15 protein-coding genes are annotated in these 18,283 nt (G+C 56.8%); 4 read left to right on the forward strand and 11 right to left on the reverse strand.

All coding sequences use genetic code 11. The annotated features are described in order from the left end of the window. Positions 1-109 precede the first annotated feature (109 nt). The 3 genes from H7849_RS15825 to H7849_RS15835 form a co-directional block, all read right to left on the reverse strand. Positions 110-3,100 (reverse strand): galactose oxidase-like domain-containing protein, encoded by a 2,991-nt coding sequence (locus H7849_RS15825; protein ID WP_186740600.1) that lies wholly within the window; start codon positions 3,098-3,100, stop codon positions 110-112. 326 nt (positions 3,101-3,426) lie between these two features. Next, a complete protein-coding gene (locus H7849_RS15830; RefSeq protein ID WP_186740602.1) occupies positions 3,427-4,686 on the reverse strand; it encodes a hypothetical protein in 1,260 nt (419 codons plus the stop codon). A gap of 601 nt (positions 4,687-5,287) precedes the next feature. Continuing rightward, entirely contained in the window at positions 5,288-6,010 is a 723-nt protein-coding gene (locus H7849_RS15835; RefSeq protein WP_251106303.1) for a methyltransferase domain-containing protein, read from the reverse strand. A 580-nt stretch (positions 6,011-6,590) separates the two neighbouring features. On the opposite strand from H7849_RS15835, the gene H7849_RS15840 reads away from it, so the two are divergent. Beyond that, complete coding sequence (locus H7849_RS15840) at positions 6,591-7,742, forward strand: acyl-CoA dehydrogenase family protein (RefSeq protein WP_186740603.1); 1,152 nt, start codon at positions 6,591-6,593, stop codon at positions 7,740-7,742. A gap of 16 nt (positions 7,743-7,758) precedes the next feature. After that, on the forward strand, positions 7,759-8,613 hold the full coding sequence (locus H7849_RS15845; RefSeq protein WP_186740605.1) for a phosphate/phosphite/phosphonate ABC transporter substrate-binding protein: 855 nt from the start codon (positions 7,759-7,761) through the stop codon (positions 8,611-8,613). Between the two features lie 21 nt (positions 8,614-8,634). Here H7849_RS15845 and H7849_RS15850 read toward each other — a convergent pair whose 3' ends face one another. From H7849_RS15850 to H7849_RS27520, 7 genes are all read right to left on the reverse strand, one after another. Beyond that, positions 8,635-9,663 (reverse strand): Rv1681 family radical SAM protein, encoded by a 1,029-nt coding sequence (locus H7849_RS15850; protein WP_186740607.1) that lies wholly within the window; start codon positions 9,661-9,663, stop codon positions 8,635-8,637. A gap of 32 nt (positions 9,664-9,695) precedes the next feature. Next, entirely contained in the window at positions 9,696-10,433 is a 738-nt protein-coding gene (locus H7849_RS15855) for a hypothetical protein (RefSeq protein WP_186740609.1), read from the reverse strand. Positions 10,434-10,546: 113 nt separating this feature from the next. Continuing rightward, a complete protein-coding gene (locus H7849_RS15860; RefSeq protein WP_251106304.1) occupies positions 10,547-11,890 on the reverse strand; it encodes an MptA/MptB family glycosyltransferase in 1,344 nt (447 codons plus the stop codon). Next, positions 11,830-12,573: a TIGR04282 family arsenosugar biosynthesis glycosyltransferase gene (locus H7849_RS15865; protein WP_186740611.1), complete on the reverse strand. Its 744-nt coding sequence runs from the start codon at positions 12,571-12,573 to the stop codon at positions 11,830-11,832. The genes H7849_RS15860 and H7849_RS15865 overlap by 61 nt, the downstream gene beginning before the upstream one ends. Positions 12,574-12,590: 17 nt before the next feature. Beyond that, the gene (locus H7849_RS15870; RefSeq protein WP_186740613.1) at positions 12,591-13,292 is read right to left on the reverse strand and encodes a glycosyltransferase family 2 protein; all 702 of its coding nucleotides are present in this window, start codon (positions 13,290-13,292) and stop codon (positions 12,591-12,593) included. A 15-nt stretch (positions 13,293-13,307) separates the two neighbouring features. Beyond that, positions 13,308-13,802 (reverse strand): TQO small subunit DoxD, encoded by a 495-nt coding sequence (locus tag H7849_RS15875; RefSeq protein ID WP_186740615.1) that lies wholly within the window; start codon positions 13,800-13,802, stop codon positions 13,308-13,310. Positions 13,803-13,972: 170 nt separating this feature from the next. Continuing rightward, positions 13,973-14,113, reverse strand: coding sequence for a hypothetical protein (locus H7849_RS27520; protein WP_432756498.1), 141 nt, complete (start codon positions 14,111-14,113; stop codon positions 13,973-13,975). 27 nt (positions 14,114-14,140) lie between these two features. Between H7849_RS27520 and H7849_RS27525 the strand changes: the two genes are divergently transcribed. Beyond that, positions 14,141-14,434, forward strand: coding sequence for a DDE-type integrase/transposase/recombinase (locus tag H7849_RS27525; protein WP_432756499.1), 294 nt, complete (start codon positions 14,141-14,143; stop codon positions 14,432-14,434). Between the two features lie 950 nt (positions 14,435-15,384). Then, complete coding sequence (locus H7849_RS15885) at positions 15,385-16,890, forward strand: FAD-dependent oxidoreductase (protein WP_186740617.1); 1,506 nt, start codon at positions 15,385-15,387, stop codon at positions 16,888-16,890. Positions 16,891-17,428: 538 nt separating this feature from the next. Here the strand turns inward: H7849_RS15885 and H7849_RS15890 are convergent. Then, the gene (locus H7849_RS15890; protein WP_186740619.1) at positions 17,429-18,244 is read right to left on the reverse strand and encodes an NAD-dependent epimerase/dehydratase family protein; all 816 of its coding nucleotides are present in this window, start codon (positions 18,242-18,244) and stop codon (positions 17,429-17,431) included. Positions 18,245-18,283 lie beyond the last annotated feature (39 nt).

Here is an 18,283-nt window from a genome sequence, read left to right on the forward strand (position 1 = left end):
GCGCCCCCCATTATGATCATCAAGGTTAACGACCGAAGGAGGTAAGCACGAAACGGCATGATTGTGCTTTTCATGGCGATTTTTCCTTTGAATTCAGCTTCCTCAAACATTACTGAGTTATCAGAGTTACGTTCGCAGAGTGTGTCAGCCCTCCCCCGGTTGCGGTGATTGTAAGGGAATAATTGCCGGTCGAAGCGCTCGCCGATGCCGATATGGTTAGAGTTGAAGTGCTCGTCCCCCGGACACTAGAAGGACTAAATGATGCACTGGTACCTGTTGGCAACCCGCTAACGTTGAACGTAACAGTGGAAGAGAACGACCCCAGAGCCGAGACGCTTACGCTATATGCTCCACTCGAATTCCTCGCCACCGTGCGGCTGCTGGGCGAAACCGACATCGAGAAATCGACCACAATGAGTTTTATCTCCGTGGCGTTGGTGAGAGAACCGTTCGCGGCATTAATCCAAAAGTAATAGGTGCCAGTTGGCGTTGAACTCGAAGTGTTCACTGTGAGAGTGGAGGATCCCGAACCCGCAACGGAAGTGGGGGAGAAACTGGCCGTTACGCCAGAGGGCAGCCCGGTGACACTGAAACTTACGTTTCCCGCGAATCCAACAGATGGTGTCACGCTCACGCTAAAGGTCGTGCTGTTTCCCCGTGAGACAACCCGGGAGGTTGGCGTGGCCGGGAGCGAGAAGGCGTTTGCTACGAGTTTTACCTGCGTGGAGTAAGCCATAGGGCCGCTGCTTGCAGTGATTGTAAGAGTATGGATGCCAGTTGGCGTTGAACTCGAAGTGTTCACCGTTAAGGTAGAAGATCCCGAACCTGAAAATGAAGCGGGAGAGAAACTGGCGGTTGCGCCCGAGGGCAAGCCGGTGACGGTGAAGCTGACGTTTCCGGTGAATCCACTAGATGCAGTCACGCTGACACTGTAAGTCGTGCCATCTCCTTTCAAGATGGTCCGGGAGGTTGGCGTGGCTGCGAGCAAAAAGGCGTTTACGACCAGTTTCACCTGCGTGGAGTAAGTCACCGTACCGCTGGCTGCGGTGATCGTCAGGGTATAGGTGCCAGTTGGTGTCGAAGTCGAAGTATTCACCGTTAAGGTGGCCGATCCCGAACCCGTAACTGAAGTAGGTGAGAAGGTAGTGGTTGCGCCCGAGGGCAAACCAGTGACGCTGAAGCTGACGTTCCCCGTAAATCCATATGAAGGTGTGACGCTCACGGCATATGTCGTGCCGTTTCCCTCCAAAATCGTTTGGGACGATGGAGAGGACGCGACTGAGAAAGCATTCACAGCGAGTTTCACTTGCGTGGAATGAGTTATAGTGCCGCTGGTTGCGGTGATTGTGAGGGTATAGGTGCCAGGTGGTGTTGAAGTCGAAGTATTCACCGTTAAAGCGGAGGATCCCGAATCCGAAACTGAACTGGGTGAGAAACTGGCTTTTGCGCCCGAGGGTAATCCGTTGACGCTGAAGCTAACGTTTCCGGTGAATCCATATGAAGGTGTGACGCTCACGGTATAGCTCGTACCCTTTGTTGGAGGCACGGTCTGGGACGATGGTGTGGCCACGACCGAGAAATCTGGCGGTGCAGTTACCTGCACAAAGCTTGCAACTGAGGGTACGCCGGATTGATTCAGAATGAACAACATGTAGTAGCCGGGCGGGGCGACGTTGCCATCGGGAGGTGCCGTGACCGTCAGCAGCCCGCTGTCAGCGGTGAACGACAGACCCACCTCACGCTGATCCATTCCGAAAGCATGCGTTACGGTTCCATTACGCACGAGAACGACCGACGAAATGTTCGCAGCGTCCGGGGTTGCTACAGTGAAAGCGCTGCTATATGAGATCGAACTCGGAGCGCTCGTGATCGAAGGCCGCGTGGCCATTGTGCCGTCCGAGTTGAACAGGTATGCGGGTTTATAAATCTCCATCTGCTGCACATAGGTGCCGCGCAAAGGATTGCCCCCGGCCAGCCATACTGTCGCATCGGGAAGGAGCAGCGCCACCGAGTGATACAGACGTGGATAAGCGTTCGCTCCGGCTGAAGAGAAGGTGTTGGTTACAGGGTCATAGAGGTCCGCATTCAGGCTGGAGGTGTTCGTGTCTTCATCATTCACAGAGCCGCCAAGTGCAAGAACCTTACCGTTGGGCAAAATCACCGCGTTCATCTCAATGCGCGCCTGACTCATGTTTGGCCCATATTGCCATGCTGGAGTAGATGCCCCCATGTCGATGATTTCGGTGGTATTGGTAGCCGGATTGCCACCGCCCATGATGATCACTTTGGGATCGTAGTTGTTGTTCGGACTCAACGGGAGCAGAACGGATGTACCGTAGGTACGCGTTCCACTGTAGTTCGTCCTCGCGAAGCTTGTGTTCCAGGTGTTCGTCGACGGGTCGAAGAGCTTCGATGTGGTTTGCGCACCAGAATAAAACACCTTGCCATTAGGCAAGACGTGCAAGCGTGGATAGAGATCCGGGGTCCAGGACGCCATATACTGTGCGCTCCAGCCCGAGCCAACCGAGTAAAATTCGACAGCGGTATTGGTACCGCCGGTCTCCTTCAGGCCGGAAAACGTCATGACTCTTCCGTCGCCAAGTGTCAGCAGCGTCGGATACCATCGCCCGTGCGCCATGTTCGGCGTATTACTGAATGTGTTTGCCAGCGGATCAAAAGTTGCCGCCTGCGGCTGTCCGAAAAAAGGGTCGTACTGTATGGTGCCGCCGGCTATAAACGGGCGACCATCCTCCAGGAGCACCATGCCATTACAGAACATGTCCCATGACAGAGAAAACTGGGTGATAGTCTGGCCGCTCACCGGATCCAACAGCAATGCCCCGGAGCCATTCGACGGTCCGTAGGGTGGCCCCGACGGACATCCGGTCTGCGACGGTGGGCAGTTTCCTGAGCCGGCAACCACTAGGACGTCGCCACTACTGAGCAGCGCCACATGGATCGGATTGATAGGCATGGTCTTGGACAATGTGGTCCACTGCCCTTGGAGGTCGGGCTGACCCAATGCCAATGGGTGCAATACGCAGATCAAGAGCGAGAGTGTAAGCGAATAGGTAAGCCAAGAGCTGACGCGGCTGGTCATCGGCGCTCACTGCGGCAAGAGCTAGAAGGTTTGAGACAAGAATCCGGGAAAGTGTTGCTCTATGTTCATGTCTCGTAGGCTTCAGACGCATCAACAATATCGGCACCATTGATACTGATTTTTGCCCGGACGCCTCTCAACTGCTTATAAGCAGATTGCGTGTGATTGCAGTATGGTGCGGCAAAAAGATAAAACTTAGGCTCTGACGCCTCGGTTCGCGTTTGAGCAATCACTGAAAACAAGCCGTTGAGAGTGTCGTTGCATATTCTCACCGACACTGCAGATTCATGTGAGCGTCGCCGCATGAGGTCAATACGAGTAGTTGATTAATTTGTTGAGATCACCTTCACAAGAGTGACAGTTGGAGTCACGTTTAAAGAAAACGCATATGTCAGGTTCTCGTTCATCGTGTGAGGAGCCCCATTTTGATCAACCCAGAAACAAGACTGAACACCGTGAGCTGAGTCCAGAGTAAGATGCACAGTTTGCGGTGGAACACTGATCGGAGCATTTGTTGCGGGATTGTAGATGGATGCGTTCAACCAGAGCGCCAGATAAAACGACCCGTCACGCTTCTGCAGCAACAGATGATGAACGTTCGCTGTAGTTCCGGTGAGCGAATACGTCAACCTGCCTGGAGTGAAAGGAGCGCCAGGGTCGCTAAGATAGTTCGTCAGTGATTTGATAGATGTGTACGAAGGTTTCGCGCTCAGCGTGCTCGTCATTAGCCCATACATTGGCGAAGATGGGTCGTCCATCAATTCATACATGTATGTGCGCAAGATGCCTTGAGTCATCATTTCGAAGATTGTCTGAATGGTATAGGCCGAGGCCACAGCATTCGTGACTGTATATGGCTTGGTGGTGGTTGGCGCTTGCATGTACCCGCTCTCAGTCACGATCGCCGGCACTCCAGGGGCATTTGTATTTGCGTTATCCAACCACCACGCGATGCTTCCATAAGAATGGCCCTGAGCATTGGTTGAACCCCATCCGTTCGTGCCGGGATTCCTGCCCCCAAAGTAGATGTGGAGATTGTTATACGTGATGTAGGGGACAATGTTGCCTAATGCACTGTAGGAAGCCTGTTGTGTCAGAGATGGGCCGAGAACTGGAACATTTAGAGCGGCACCGGCGAGTTGCAGGGTCGGCAGAAAGCTCGTCAACTGGGTGGCCCACTGCGAGTTTTTTTGATCGTCATATTCGTTTGGCCCTTCAATGCTCTCCATATCTCGGGCAAGGGACTGGAAGTTCTGAAGATCGGCAGTCGTAAGGAGCGGGTCATATGCAACTACATATTCTGTATGGATCCCGGCTGCAGCGATACCCCAGTGAATTGTGTACATCTGGTTCCCTGTCGGCCAGTTGTAGTAGCCGTCGCGTATATGACGAATTCCAGCGGCTTTTAACGCGGAAATCACTTGTTGGTACTTCTGGAAGTAGTTTGTATTTGTATAGGCAAGGTGAGTGTTGACTCCGACAGAGTCAACAAGCGTATCTGCCTGAATCGCTTGTTCTTGTGCGCTGCTTGGAAGCACCGCAAGAGCAAAGCAAAAAAAAGAGACTACGAGCTTCTTTCTGAACATTTCAATGAGTCCTGAGACAAGGGCCTGGGGACCGATTTGATTCCTTAGAGGGATTGGAGACTCAGTTGTGCTCCCGGCCACATTGGGACCTGCTCCCGAGTAAGTTTCGGCCAAAAACAATGAAGGTCCGAACCAAACAATGAAAGGAAACTATCTCTTTTACCTGTGAGACTTGAGTGTTAGACTCTCATGACCTTTCACAGAATCCCAGATTTCTTTAGTAACTGCGCGTAGCCAAGGCTTAAGCGGAAGTCGTGGTTCCCACAATTGCAAATAATGAGAAAGACCAAGTCGTTTGTGACCGGGCCTGGTGGGTTCCGAACACCGGGCTGTCAGGCAAAAGTAAGAGATCGCTGATTGGGCCGCTTGGCGGACGATTTCGGCGCTGCATTGCGCGGCTGCTTAACATATCAAGCAACGCTCACGATTGCTTAAGCAACTCCTTGTGAACAAATTCGCAGAGCTTCATCGTCAGGGGATTGCTCATTCCGTAGTAGACAAACCGATCTTCGGTTGAGCCGTGGAAGCTGTGCCACGTGAGCGCTGTAAATCGGAACGCGGGTGCTGTTTCCGAGCCGATCTTTAGTCCAAGAAAATGCCGTCATGTACCATCTGATTGCTCAAAGATAAGGAAGTAATCTTCTCCGTCGGCTTTCGTGAAGTCGTAACGAGCAACCTGTCGGAAACCTGCATCCTTAAGTTCACGGACGACGATTGCTTCATCCAATCCGTGATTTGCACCGTTTCCATTGCGGTCGATAATGCCTAGCTTAGCTCCAGGCTTCAGCGCAGGGATAAGGTTGTGCAAGAGTAGCTTTGGATGAGCAATTTCATGGTACGTTTTGAGGATTACAACGGCGTCGATGCTGTGCGGAGGAAGTTTCGGGTCATCAGGAAGACCCAACACCGCCCGGACTTGGGGTAAATGCTCGCGTTCGCTACGATAACGAATCGCCTTGATCGCCTCAGGATTGATATCCTCGGCGAAAACCACGCCGTCAGAGCCAACTCGCTCTGCTGCTCTGACCGCTAACCAGCCGCCGCCAGCGCCAATATCCGCAACAGAAGAACCAGCACGCACGCCGAGAAGCGAAAGAATCCTCTGGGGCTGGAGCCTGGCGTCACGTTCCGGATATTCAAAGATCGAAAGATCGCCCGAATACGGCGTGCTTGTGGGATGGGATGGTACCGGACCAGGCGAAGCTTGAGCCTGCACGAATACGGAGGAGATGCCCAGCAGAGAAGCAATGAGGAATCCGAAGCGCTGCAGCATAGGAAAACATGCGACAAGGTTAGTGTTGCTGTCAAAACAATTGGTACGCACGAAACGAACCTTCTGCTGGTGACATTGAGCTGAACCAACGCAACTCGCGGAATCGAGATCTTCCGGCGTGGGTGTCCTGTCTGGCCTTGTCGTTCTTCACCGCGTCTCTTATGATTTGACGCCATTTCGATTCCGTCAAGAATGCCTTCAACCAACTGGAATTTGCTGCGGTTGACTAACAGGCGGTCACCAATTGTGCGCGGGATGATGCGGCATCGCACATCCTCAACCTCGATCGCAAACATGGTGGTGTGAAAGCAAGGCCATGCCGGATACCGCTGCGCGAGCCGCTCGCCAACGAGCCAGTCAGTAATGTCGCCATCAAATTGAGAATGCAAACCGGCGGCAACCCAGCGTCGGGAAATGCAACGCGCGCGTCGGGCGGAGTTCACAAGACTCCGGGGAGTGAACGCTGTAGGCTCGTCAAGAGAGTGGTCAAAGGGGCAACTTGTTCATACGATCTATTTTTAATTTGAGCATGTCGTTCGAACCGATAAGAATCAGGAACCGTTTGACGACTGCGCGCACCTTCGGCGACAATCCGGTTCGATCCAGTAAATAGCGAATGACAGGTGCGATCATGACTCACGATGCAGCCGTTTTGAAGGCACGCGAGATTTCGAATGGCGTGCTGACGCCGTCCGCGGGACAAAACGACAAGGCTGGAAAATTTTCGAGCGAGGCGATTGAAGCGCTGGGCAACGCTGGACTGCTTGGCCTGATGCTGCCCGCGGAGTTTGGCGGCGCGGGGCTGGGCCCGCGCACGCTTGCTGCTGTGACGGCGACGCTCGCCGAGGCAGATGCTTCGGTAGCGATGGTGTATCTGATGCACATCCTCGGCACGGCGATGATTGCAGCGGCTCGGCCGGGTATAGCCGAGGCAGTAGCGCCGGTGCTGCGGGAGATCGGCGCGGGACTGCACCTGACCACACTCGCCATCAGTGAAGCCGGCTCGCGCAGCCATTTCTGGGCGCCGGTATCGCGGGCACACCGCAATGGCAAGGGCGTCCGTATCAGCGCGAAGAAATCGTGGGTGACGAGTGCGGGCCATGCCCATAGCTATGTGGTTTCGACGCTCGCACCAGAGGGTTCGGGGCCGACGGATTCGACAGTCTATCTTGTTGCGGCGGAGACGCGCGGGCTTTCGATTGCGGGGCCGTGGGACGGGTTGGGGCTTCGGGCCAACGCTTCGGCTCCGATTGCGCTGGAAGAGTGCGAGGTCTCCACGGATTTTCAGCTTACGGATGACAGCGCTGGATTTCCGACGATGATGAGCGTGCTGCTGCCGCTATTCAATCTGGGTTCGGCAGCAGTGGCGCTGGGATTGTGCCGGGCGGCGGTCGCGGCTACTGTGACGCATCTCAAGAACGCGAGATTCGAGCATCTGGGCCAGAGCCTCGGCGAGAGCCTGCCGACGCTGCGCGCGCATCTCGCGGAGATGCAGATTGAGACTGACAGCCTCGCGGCGCTCATTGACGATCTGGTCGAGCATCTTGAGGAGCCGCGCGATACGACGCTGCTGCGCGTGATGGAAAGCAAGGCGGCAGCAGGCGAGACGGCGATCAGCGTGACCTCAACGGCCATGCGCGTTTGCGGCGGCGCGGCGTTCTCAAAGCATCTTGGGGTCGAGCGGCTGTTCCGCGATGCGCACGCGGGCGCGGTGATGGCGCCGACGGCGGATGTGATGCGGGAGTTTATCGGGAAGTCGCTACTAGGGATTCCGCTGTTCTAAAGAGTGTGGAGGGTGTATGAGCAAAACGATCTGGGTAGGAGCTGTTGCATACGATCCGAAGGTGGTTACGATCTGGGAGGGGATGCGGCGCTATTTTCACGAGGAGGCGCATCTTCCGGTTGAGGTCGTGCTCTTTCAGAGCTACGAAATGCAGGTCCTGGCGCTACTAGCCAAGCCGGGCGAGGTGGCGCCGCACATCGATATTGCCTGGAACACAAACCTGGCGTACTTGCAGGCCGACGAGTGGAGCGGGCATGCCTGCCGCGCGATCGCGATGCGCGATAGCGATCTCGGCTGGATGACAAAGATTGTCGCGGTTGCGGGAGGGCCCGTTTCTACGGTGGCGGACCTCAAGAATCGCACGCTCGCGCTTGGCAGCAGGGACAGCGGGCACGCGGCGATCCTTCCGGTGCATTTTCTGGAGCAGGAGGGCTTGCGCGAGGGGCGAGATTACAAGACCCTGCGCTTCGACAGCGACCTAGGCAAACATGGTGATACGGGAACAAGCGAAGTAGATGTGGTGCGGGCCGTACTGGATGGGCGGGCCGAAGCCGGAGCGATTGGCGCTCCTTTCTGGAGCACGGTGCAGACTGAGCGGCTCGTGCCGGAAGGCGGCCTCAAGGAGATATGGACTTCTCCGACGTATAACCACTGCATGTTCACGGCGCGGCCTGGCCTCAACGCGGAACAGGAGCGCCGGTTTGTGGAGGCTCTGTCGGCGATGAGCTACGACAATCCGGTTCATCGCGTCATCCTCGACACTGAAGGCTTGAAGCGCTGGCTGCCGCCTCACCCTGATGGCTACGCTGCATTGCGGGAAGCCGCGGCCGAACAAGGATTCTTCGAGCCGCAGGTTGCGCATTCAGCGTAAGAGGCGCAGGCACCTTCAGGTTCAGGCGCAGTTGAAGATTCTTGCCAGCTTGTTGGCGTGTTCACCCTCACGCTCAATGGCGCGGCGCACGGCAGCGAAGGACTCAGCGAGAGGGAAAATGTCGCGCGTGACGAGCAGGTCGGCATCCTCGGCTCCGACGGGATGCCAGTACACACCGTCGGCAGTGATGGTCACTTCCGGAATCAAGTCAGTTCGGCCGAGAGCAATACCCGCGGCCGCAGAACCCCGCAAAGCGATCCGCCGTATGATCCGGTCTTCCGCAGCAATCTTCTCGTCATCGAGGAATTGACGGAATTCCTCGGCCTCGGTATTAGTCGAAACGGTCGCTGCCAATCGCACGCGAAAACCCTGCTCACGGGCGCGCCTGATACCCTCCCGGGCGCGTGCCCATGTTCCGGGCCCGCGATGGAGGTCGTGGCGCCCTGGGGTAGGACTGTCCAGGCTGATCTGGAGGACAATTCGATCGCGGGGCAACGCTCGCAAGGCTTCCATGCGCCGTCCAGCAAACAGCATTCCATTGGTCAGCACCGTGGTAGGAGCAGCGGAGGCGCAGGCAGCCAGGATCTCGCCGATGTCTTCCAGCAGAAATGGCTCGCCTCCAGTTGCGAAGATTTCTTTAACGCCCAGCTCAGCCGCTTCGCGAGCGATCCGCTGCACAAGCGCCAGTCCCAGCTCCCGTCGGGGCGCGGCGGGCGAGGAGCGCACACAACAGTAGTCGCAGCGCAGGTTGCAGTCGAAGTTCGTATAGAGCCAAAGGCGCGAGCCGACTGGGCGGTTCTCTTCCGGAGGCATCGGAGCGGCGCCGCAACGAAAGAGCCAGCGTGCGCGACCGTTTTCAACTGTGGATTCAACAAGGGGGTTGCCGGTGAAGCGGCACCAGGCTTCGAGGTCGGGCCCGATGCGCTGGTCGTCACCGATGAGCGCGACTAGATCGCCCTGACGGGTGCGGCGCAGCAGGGCGATCAGGTCCGGCAAGAGACCAGAAGCGAAGGTCTTGCGCGCGATATCCAGCTCGATGTCCGCCTTCATGGGGTTGGACTGTTGAACGAGTCCGCCTCTGCTTATTGTGCTCTCTTCCAGGCGTCGGAGCCGGTCGTCTTTACCGCCACGTCAGTTATCCAGAGATGCAGGGGCTTGTCATCGGCGGTGCCGCGGTGCTCGGTTGAGAAGAGGAGCGGACCGGCCTTTTTGTAGCCTGTCCAGGTTGCGGTCACAAGGCTGGGCTTTTTGGGTCCACCGCGATGATACACAAATTCCTGGACGCGATAGTCAGGCCCTACGTAAAGATCCCATGTGTCTCCGGGTGTGTAGCCGCCGACCTCCGCGGGATATTTCACCACAACCTTCCTGGCAGTTCCCTTCCCGATCGGCAGCTTTTGCATACCCTCATCGGTTATGGTTGCGCTCTTGTCCCAGTAGGCATGGAAGGGGAAAATAAGCCAGTAGTTGTCGTTGACGAAGGATGGCTCAACCATGTCTTTAACGTCGGCAGGCTGGCTGTTAAGCTGGGACTGAAGATAGGAAACCTTAACCGGCTTGCCGTCTTTATCCGTTCCTTCGAAGGAAATCCTGCCGGTCTTCGGCTCCCATTCCCACTTGTGAGAGCCCTTGAAGAGCCCGGGGATATCGATGTTCCAGATGTAGCGGATAGCCTCAACCTGGTCATAGGAATCAATTCCATAGGCCTTCGCAATCTTATCGATGATGGGGGCGCGGTTCTGCGCCGAGGAGGGTGCGACGTGGATTAGCAGTGCTAACGCCAGAAGAGGTATGGTCAAACGATAGCTCGATCTTTTCATGGAAGTTCACCTTCTTAGATTGAACCGACGCTGTCTAGATGCCAGAGAGACATCTTTGGATACTGAATAACTGCAACGACCTTATCCTTAAGTACAGTTTCAGTCTGACACTTTTAATCCGATAGAGTGCTAACCGGCCGGGGTTCCCTCGCACGGTAGAACCTGATCAATGCTGCAGCGATTGCTAAGCATCCATATTCGACCAGCATAGTCCAGCCGGGAAGCGCGCCCCATGGAGTGCCCGGCGCACGCAGATGCCACATGACGTAGGTGGGGGTGATGCTCACTGTCCAGAGAACGAGCAGGAGCGTCGAGGAGGAGGTGAGAAACGGTAGCAGCCAGAGAAGATACCAGGGAAATATAGCGGGCGCACACAGCAGAGTTGCCGTCATAGGCCAGGCGAACGCACCCAGAGACCATTCAGGCGCGGTCTTTCTCAGCCATGCCGCGGTCGCTAGTCCCGCGAGCATCGCCAGCCCGGCAAGCAGCTTAGGGGGCGCGACGTGAGTGAGAGCGGCGAAGATGGGTCCGTTGAAGCGCCAGTTCTGGACGTAGGCGCCGAAGGAACCGGCGGGTATGTGTCCGTGATTGAGGAATGGCAGGTAGAGGAGTCCGACGACAAGTGCGGCGAGCGCGGCGTCGCGAATGCGGACGCGCTTCCAGTACAGAGGCACGAGCACGATGGGCAGGAACTTCACGGCTACGGCAAGACCAAGTGAGACGGCCGCGGCGGCGCGCCATCGACGAGCGAGGGCGACGGCGGAAACCATCAAGAAGAGCGTGCCAACGATGTCGATGTGTCCATTTGCCGCGACCTCAATGGCAAGCAATGGGTTCCAGGCGTAGGCCAGGATCAGGTGCGGCCCCAGGCGGCGGAGACGCAGGATATCGAGCAAGAGTAGAGCGATTGCAAAATCGCAAAGCACGAGTGCAACCTTCAGCGCAAAGGCAGATTCGTGAATGGCGGTTACGCTGCGGAAGAATAGCTGCGCCCCGGCTGGATATGGGCTAGGCAGATCGGGGTTATTCAGTTTGCGGGTCTCCGAGGTATGCAGGCTACTCGCGGCAGGGCCGCTGGGGATGACGATGTAGGGGTTGTAGCCGAGCCTTTGCAAGCGGCCGTCCCAGACGTATCGGTAAATGTCGTCGTTTGGCGGCGCGGGGAGCAATTCGAGGTGCCAGACGACGGCGAGGAGGAGTCCGATGATGACGAGGCGGCGCGGAAATGCTGGCGTAGCGAAAAACTCGCGAATCGCGAGGAGGTAGACGATACCCGCGAACGCCAGCGCGGCCATAAAGTACGCTCCTCGGGTATCGCTGAAGCTGTGTGCGCAGATGGTCAGGGCGGCGCACAATGCTATGCCGAATAAGTAGACCCTGGCCTCGGGGGTGATCTTCATGATTGTGCTGCGCCCGCGCGTGGTTGTGTCGTCGAAAGCTCCCACTCTTTGAGCCATCGCGCTGTGCGTGGGGCTTTTTCCGGAGCGAGACGCAGCTCCGCTGCGAGACGAGCAAGGTCGTCCGCTACGTCGATGTCGTAAAAAGGCTCTGCAAAGGCTACAGAAAGCGAAAGAGCTTGTGCGCGAGAGAGAAGCGTGTCGAGAGCGGTGCTGGTGCCCATTCCGTCGCGGGCGAAAAGAGCACGATGCGCAGCCTTCGCGCCTACGAGATAGTAACCTCCGTCAAAGGTCGGTCCGATGACGACGTCATGCGCGGCAAGCTTGTCGAATGCGCCCTCGAGGACGGAAGCCGGCAGGTGCGGGCTGTCGCTATTGAAGGCGATGATGCGGCGTCCGCGGCCTTCGGCGAAGTGCGCGAAGACGGAAGTGAGGCCTGCGGCGAGGCCTGCGCCGTTTTGCGCAACTATGCTCACTTCGGGGCCTACCAACTGCGCCAACTCGTTTACGTCTGGCTCTGGGCACATGATGGCGACTTCCACGTCGCGCAGGGAGAGCGCGAGCGCCAGGGTGTCGTCGAGAAGGCAGCGATAAAACGAGGTGACGGTGTCAGGGGGCAACCTCGGAGTCAGACGGGTCTTTACTGCGCCGGGTCGGGGAGCCTTCGCCATGATGACGAGCACGCGGTCGCTATTGGGTAGAGGTTCCTGCGTAGGCGGATCAGTATGGTTTGCAGATTCCATAGTGTGTCGATGCGAAGTTATGCGGGGCTTTCTGCCTTCCGGCGGCGAAAATAGTACCGCACGATCAAGCTTAGAATGAACCAGGCTGCGCCGGCGGTGCCTTTGAGCGTGCCACCGATCTTCGATTTTCCGATGCGGGGAAAGTAGCTGACGGGGACTTCCACGATGCGGTATCCGGCGAGAACGCCTTTGAGGATCATCTCAACGGCCCAGCCGTAGGTGGTCTCTTCGAGGCCGAGCGCGCGCAGAACCTCAGCGCGGCCAGCACGAAATGGGCCGAGGTCGCTGATTTCCAGTCCATAGAAAAGGCGAATCAGGTGGGCGGCGAGTCGGTTACCCATCGCCTGATGCCAAGGCAACGCCTCTGCAGAATTCCGTTCGTGGAGGCGGGAGCCGATGGTGATGTCCGCGCGGCCCTCTGCTATCGGCGCGAGAAGACTCGGGAGTTCGGAGGGGCGGTCGCTGTAGTCGCCGTCAAGGAAGACTACGACATCAGGCGAATTTGCCGCGGCGAAGCCGGTGAGACAGGCTCGGCCGTAGCCGAGGCGCGGCTCCTGAATGACGCGGGCTCCCATTCGAGCCGCGATTCCGGGCGTGCCGTCCGTCGAGTTGCTGTCGACGACGATGACCTCTGTCGTTAGACCGAACGGGAGATCGGCTAAGACGCGCTCGATCGCCTGGGCTTCATTGTGAGTGGGGATGACAACGGAAACGCGCACGTAAAGTCGGCCCGATCACCACCACGGAGAGGCGGGCCAGCGCTGAGCCAGCAATGCGTCTATGCCCCATTTCCGGCCGGCGCGTCCGATAGCGAGCCCGAGCGCGGCGAGCACGGAAACGAGAAGCTCCCAGATCCACGAAGTGCCGAGCTCGGAAATCCAGAGGCTGCCGAGAAAGAGAAAGGCGACGAAGGCGGCGGGACGGGTAAAGAGACCGATGACAAGCAGGATGCCAAGAGAAATCTCGGTCATGGCCTGCAGGGGAGCAACCATCGCGGCGTGGCTTGCCGCCAGGGCCATCACCGACTTCCATACAGCGGGGCAGTGGCTCGACTTGATGTAGTAGCTGATCAGTCCTGCATAGCCGGCAGGTGTGTAGAGGCCTTTTCCCTTATTCTCGAAAAAGACCCACACAAACATTGCTCCAATCGTTACGCGTATTAGCGTCAGCCCAATCGCGGCGGACATTTGCCTTGCGGCAGTCGGTATCCGATCTGCGTTCGAACTCATCAGGAAACCTCATGACCTGCGTATGTTCTACTCGTTATCCGACACAAAGCCTGGCTCGAGCAACGATCCGCATCCTGCGCCTTTCTCGGTAGTATGCCTAGCGATCAGTGTAGGTAGCGGTCTGCGAAGACGATACCAGATCGTACCAACACTCGTTAAGAAGATAAGCATTAGGGATGCGTTTCAACTTTCAGGGCTGCTGGCTGGAGACGTGAAAGAATCGCGAAATGATAACCCGACCCGCGATCTTCAAATGGCGTCAGACCGAACCCGGCCTCATAGTTTGTGCGGTACGGTGATATCTTCGCCATTCTCTCTCGCTGCGCGATGTTGAGGAAGTGCCGGAGGAGCGCGGTCTCCAGGTAGATCACACAACGGTTTGGCGCTGGGTGCAGGATTACGGCCCGGAGTTGGAGCATCGACTGCGACAGCATCTCAAGCCGACAAACAAGTCGTGGCGGGCGGACGAAACCCATGTTCGCCTGAAGGGACGCTGGTGCTACTTGTATCGGGCCATCGATTCCAAGGGTGCCACCATCGATTTCTTGCTGACAACGTTCTGTGACGCCGATGCTCCAAGCGGCTCTTGCGCAAGGCGCTCGGCGATCGATCCCACCCTCAACCTCGAGTGATCAACTGAACTGGCGCCGATTTACAGCTCCGCGATCCCCGACAGCAAGAAGGAAGGGACGCTGCGCAAGCGCTGTCGAGACCGACCGGTGCAGTACTTGAACAACATTCTCGAACAGGATCATCGAGCCAACAAACGTCGCGGAAGGGGCAAGTTCGATTGGTGCCAGGAGGTGATCTTCTTCGTCAGATTCGGTTCATCGACAGCCCTTTTTCGACTTGGCAGCCTAAGAACGCACGAAAGACGCTCGGCGACAAACTTGTCTGCATTTGAAACTTGCAACACTACCCCCAAAAGCTCAAAGCCCCATTCTGGGTTGAGATTGCCATTTCTATGCCGCTGCCTTTGCGCATTCCTTCCTAGGACCGGCGACGAAAGCCCTGCTGCACTAAGAGCGCTCGAAACCCGCGAATCTTGAGAGCAACGGCCTGAGAGATTCCGTTCCGCACCAGTTCCGCTCTTGACACGGATCATGACGGATTAACAAGGATTTTGGCAGTCCCAGATAGCCTGGAAGTTGTTGTATTACCGAATACCGGGATTTTGACACGGTAGAGGTCAGGAGTTCGAGTTTCCTCGTGCCTACCATATTTTCAATCACTTACAGCATTCCTGCCATTCTCCACGGTACGCAACGGTACTGAACCTATCAACAATTCAACGTGCTTCTGACTTGCTTGGAGCTTATCAGCTGCTACTGCCTGCGTGTAAATATCCAAGGTTGTGCGGCTATTGGCGTGCCGGAGTGGTACGGCACGCGTCAGCAACTCAGTGTGCCTCTGACTTGCTTGACGCTTATCTGGCGCTCGTCTATCGAAGGCCGGAAGTTGGAGTCGAACTGATCAAAGGTCTTCATGTTCGAGCTATAATGGCCGCGCCGTTGGCTCCCGTGCCCGAGACGCAGTCCTCGGCTCGATATCCCGTGGCGCGATAACCCCCAGAGGTGCTCGGATGTCGTTCAAGAAGATCGTAGTGTTAGGAGGAGGGCCAATCGGGCTCTTCTGTGCAATTGAGGCGGCTCAGACGTTCAACTCCGGCAAGGTGACTCTGGTGGAGATGCGCGCAGACGAGTATTCGCGAATGAACGTGCCCGCACTGCCCACCCCGGTCGGCAAGCACCTAGAGCACCTTCAGATCAAGGCGCAAGCTGTGGGCAAGTCGGGAGCCGCGCCCTTATCCCAGATCGAAACTGCCATTCATGAAAAAGCGGTGAGCTGCGGCGTCAAGATGAAAGAGGGCTGGGTCGCCGTCGATATTATCGGCAAGGAAAAGCGCTCCGACGGGCGTTTCAAGAGTATGGCGATCACCATCGCCCAATGGGATCACGCGAAGAAGGCGGCTTCGACGAAGAAGAGGGAGATCATCAGCGCGGACCTCCTGATTCTGGCGGTGGGCGCATCGGGAATCGAAAATGATCTCTTTAAAAAGACTCTGGGTTTCGACACGGAAACCCTGAACGCAAGCAACTTTGCTATCTATGGCGTCTACACCAAGACCTACGACGCGAGTTTGCAATCGAAGCTCCAGAACGAAGTTAAGTCGATCGCGATGGCAACAGCAATATCGACGGACAACTCAGAGTATCTACTCTTGACCTTGAAGCAGGCGACCCCTGCCGACTTCGCTCTGCTCAAGCAGAACTCCACGAAGCTGAGAGAGTGCATGGACGTGGCAGGGCGGGCGTATCAGGGCCAGGTGATGCATGAGTTGAACGCAAAGGATAAGGCGGTTGGAGCTTTCGAGGTCAAAATCAAACGGGCGCGGCACGTGATCAGCCCGAAGTTTCCGGCGTTATTGGTGGGAGACGCGGCGGTCAGTCCGCATCCGCAGGCGGGCACTGGCCTGCTGACGGGATTTCACGGCTTCGAGGCACTGCAGGACCTGCTGCAGGCGCTAAAAGCGGTTCACCGCTCGTCCGACGAGGCTGTGGACGCGATCTGCGCGTTCGAGGACTCTTACGAGATTTACCTTTCCGCCAAGGCTTTGGAAGGAACGGTCATTATTCTGAATCACCTCATCGGTCTGGTGGACGCTTATGAGAAAAGCTGCGACGTCGACTTTGCCAAAGCCAAAGGTGTGGAGGCGAAATACCTCATTCGCTTTAACGCCCTGGGGGGGAACCTGCTGCGCATCAAGATGCAATCGCAGGTTAATCGCGCGTTACGGTTCGCCGAGATGCTGCACGCGGATGTCAATCGGCTGGATACGAAAGCCAACCGAACTCCAAGGTCCATGTTCGATCTTTCCGGGAAACTCGACGACAGCCTTAGCAAGACTCCGGTGACCGGCACTATGCAGTCCAACGACAGCATCAAGGTTCTGTGGAAGGATATTGGGGATACCTACATTGAATTAATGCAATTGACGCAAAGTTACAAGCCTCTCCAGGACGCGATCCAGAAATTGAGCACCGCTCTGCCTCCCAAACCTGTGCAGCCTCAGGGCGTAAGCGTCTAATTCTGAGACGGGTAGCTATTGCTGCCCAGCGATTGGGCAAACTGCGGAGCCGCAATAGCCGCGCTGCAGGCCTATTACGCAGACGCATTAAAACTAAGCCTACTAACTGTGTGTGCCGTAGACTTCTACCGACCACGGGTAGAGATCACGAGACGCCTAAGCCTGTGATTCTAGTCATGCGTCAGACCTCTACTTTCGAGAGCGCGACGGTACGGAACTTTGATTTAGGGTGATTTCGGATGCCTTAGGTAGTCGCCGATGCTCCGGAAATCAATGAGTTACACTCATCCAGATTTTTGACACGGTAGAGGTCAGGAGTTCGAGTCTCCTCGTGCCTACCATTCTTTTCAATCACTTACAGCAAATTCCTCGCATGAATTTGTGGCTTTCGGTGGCAAATGCTTCGGACTCTCTTGAGACTCCCCTCCTTTCGTGAGCATGGCGTACACCTCACCGACCATCTTCCTCACGCTGTCCGGCAACTCCTGCATGTACTCGTTGGCCGTGCCCCTTTTACGGACCCGGTCGCGGGCACTCGTCACAATATTCCTTGTTGCATAGCTTGATACACAGTCGGAACCGTAGGCTGGAAGCCGAGGCTGCGAAGACGTGATCCATCTATGCGGCCCATCCACGGATCGGTCAAGGGCTCCGCCGACGGCTCAATGGGGGAGCCAATAAGGCGGGCCATCTCGTAGAGGGTGGTCGGCGCGTCGTCGCAGACGTTGACGATGTGCCCATCCATTGCCCCAGTCAGAGCAAATTCGACCGCGCCTGCAACGTCTCGCTGGTGAACGAGGCTGAAAGTCCTTGCCGGGTGCCACTTGAACCTCGCTGCCAAATTCGGTGCCGCCGCCAGATGTCCGTCCCCATCGCCGTAGACAAAGCCGAGACGGAGGATACTCCAGTTGAGTCCGCTATTGCGGAGTTCGTTCTCCGCAGCGATCTTGCTTGCCGGATACGCGAGTTTGGGATTGGTCGCGTCATCTTCAAGGCCGGGATGGGATGCGTCCGCATCATAGACCAGTCCGGTGCTTGCCATAACGAAGCGGGCCTGTTGAACGTGGGTTTTCGCAGCGGCGATCAGGTTTTTCGTGCCATCGAGATTGGCTCGCCAGATGTCATCTTCGTTCTGAGTTCGAAAAACCGCGGCAAGATGGACGATCGCCGAGACGCCCTCGACAGCTTGCTTCAACGAATCCGAAACGAGAAGATCGCCCTCTACAGGCGCGGCTCCGGCGAGAACTTCCTTGCCTGGCCGTACGAGCGCACGGCAATTCACGCGGGCTTCGACGAACCGTCGCAAAAGTCGCGAACCCACGAGCCCTGTTCCACCAGTAATTAAGATCGTCATACTTGATCTCCTCCTGATATGTGTTTTTTCATGGTTGCC

Source organism: Alloacidobacterium dinghuense, from assembly GCF_014274465.1.
GTDB lineage: Bacteria > Acidobacteriota > Terriglobia > Terriglobales > Acidobacteriaceae > Alloacidobacterium > Alloacidobacterium dinghuense.

Excerpts from the sequence above, each read along its gene's own strand:
- H7849_RS15825 (WP_186740600.1), bottom strand. The coding sequence starts at position 3,100 with ATGACCAGCCGCGTCAGCTCTTGGCTTACCTATTCGCTTACACTCTCG.
- H7849_RS15830 (WP_186740602.1), bottom strand. The coding sequence starts at position 4,686 with ATGTTCAGAAAGAAGCTCGTAGTCTCTTTTTTTTGCTTTGCTCTTGCG.
- H7849_RS15840 (WP_186740603.1), top strand. The coding sequence starts at position 6,591 with ATGACTCACGATGCAGCCGTTTTGAAGGCACGCGAGATTTCGAATGGC.
- H7849_RS15845 (WP_186740605.1), top strand. The coding sequence starts at position 7,759 with ATGAGCAAAACGATCTGGGTAGGAGCTGTTGCATACGATCCGAAGGTG.
- H7849_RS15850 (WP_186740607.1), bottom strand. The coding sequence starts at position 9,663 with ATGAAGGCGGACATCGAGCTGGATATCGCGCGCAAGACCTTCGCTTCT.
- H7849_RS15855 (WP_186740609.1), bottom strand. The coding sequence starts at position 10,433 with ATGAAAAGATCGAGCTATCGTTTGACCATACCTCTTCTGGCGTTAGCA.
- H7849_RS15860 (WP_251106304.1), bottom strand. The coding sequence starts at position 11,890 with ATGGCTCAAAGAGTGGGAGCTTTCGACGACACAACCACGCGCGGGCGC.
- H7849_RS15865 (WP_186740611.1), bottom strand. The coding sequence starts at position 12,573 with ATGGAATCTGCAAACCATACTGATCCGCCTACGCAGGAACCTCTACCC.
- H7849_RS15875 (WP_186740615.1), bottom strand. The coding sequence starts at position 13,802 with ATGAGTTCGAACGCAGATCGGATACCGACTGCCGCAAGGCAAATGTCC.
- H7849_RS27520 (WP_432756498.1), bottom strand. The coding sequence starts at position 14,113 with ATGGCGAAGATATCACCGTACCGCACAAACTATGAGGCCGGGTTCGGT.
- H7849_RS15885 (WP_186740617.1), top strand. The coding sequence starts at position 15,385 with ATGTCGTTCAAGAAGATCGTAGTGTTAGGAGGAGGGCCAATCGGGCTC.
- H7849_RS15890 (WP_186740619.1), bottom strand. The coding sequence starts at position 18,244 with ATGACGATCTTAATTACTGGTGGAACAGGGCTCGTGGGTTCGCGACTT.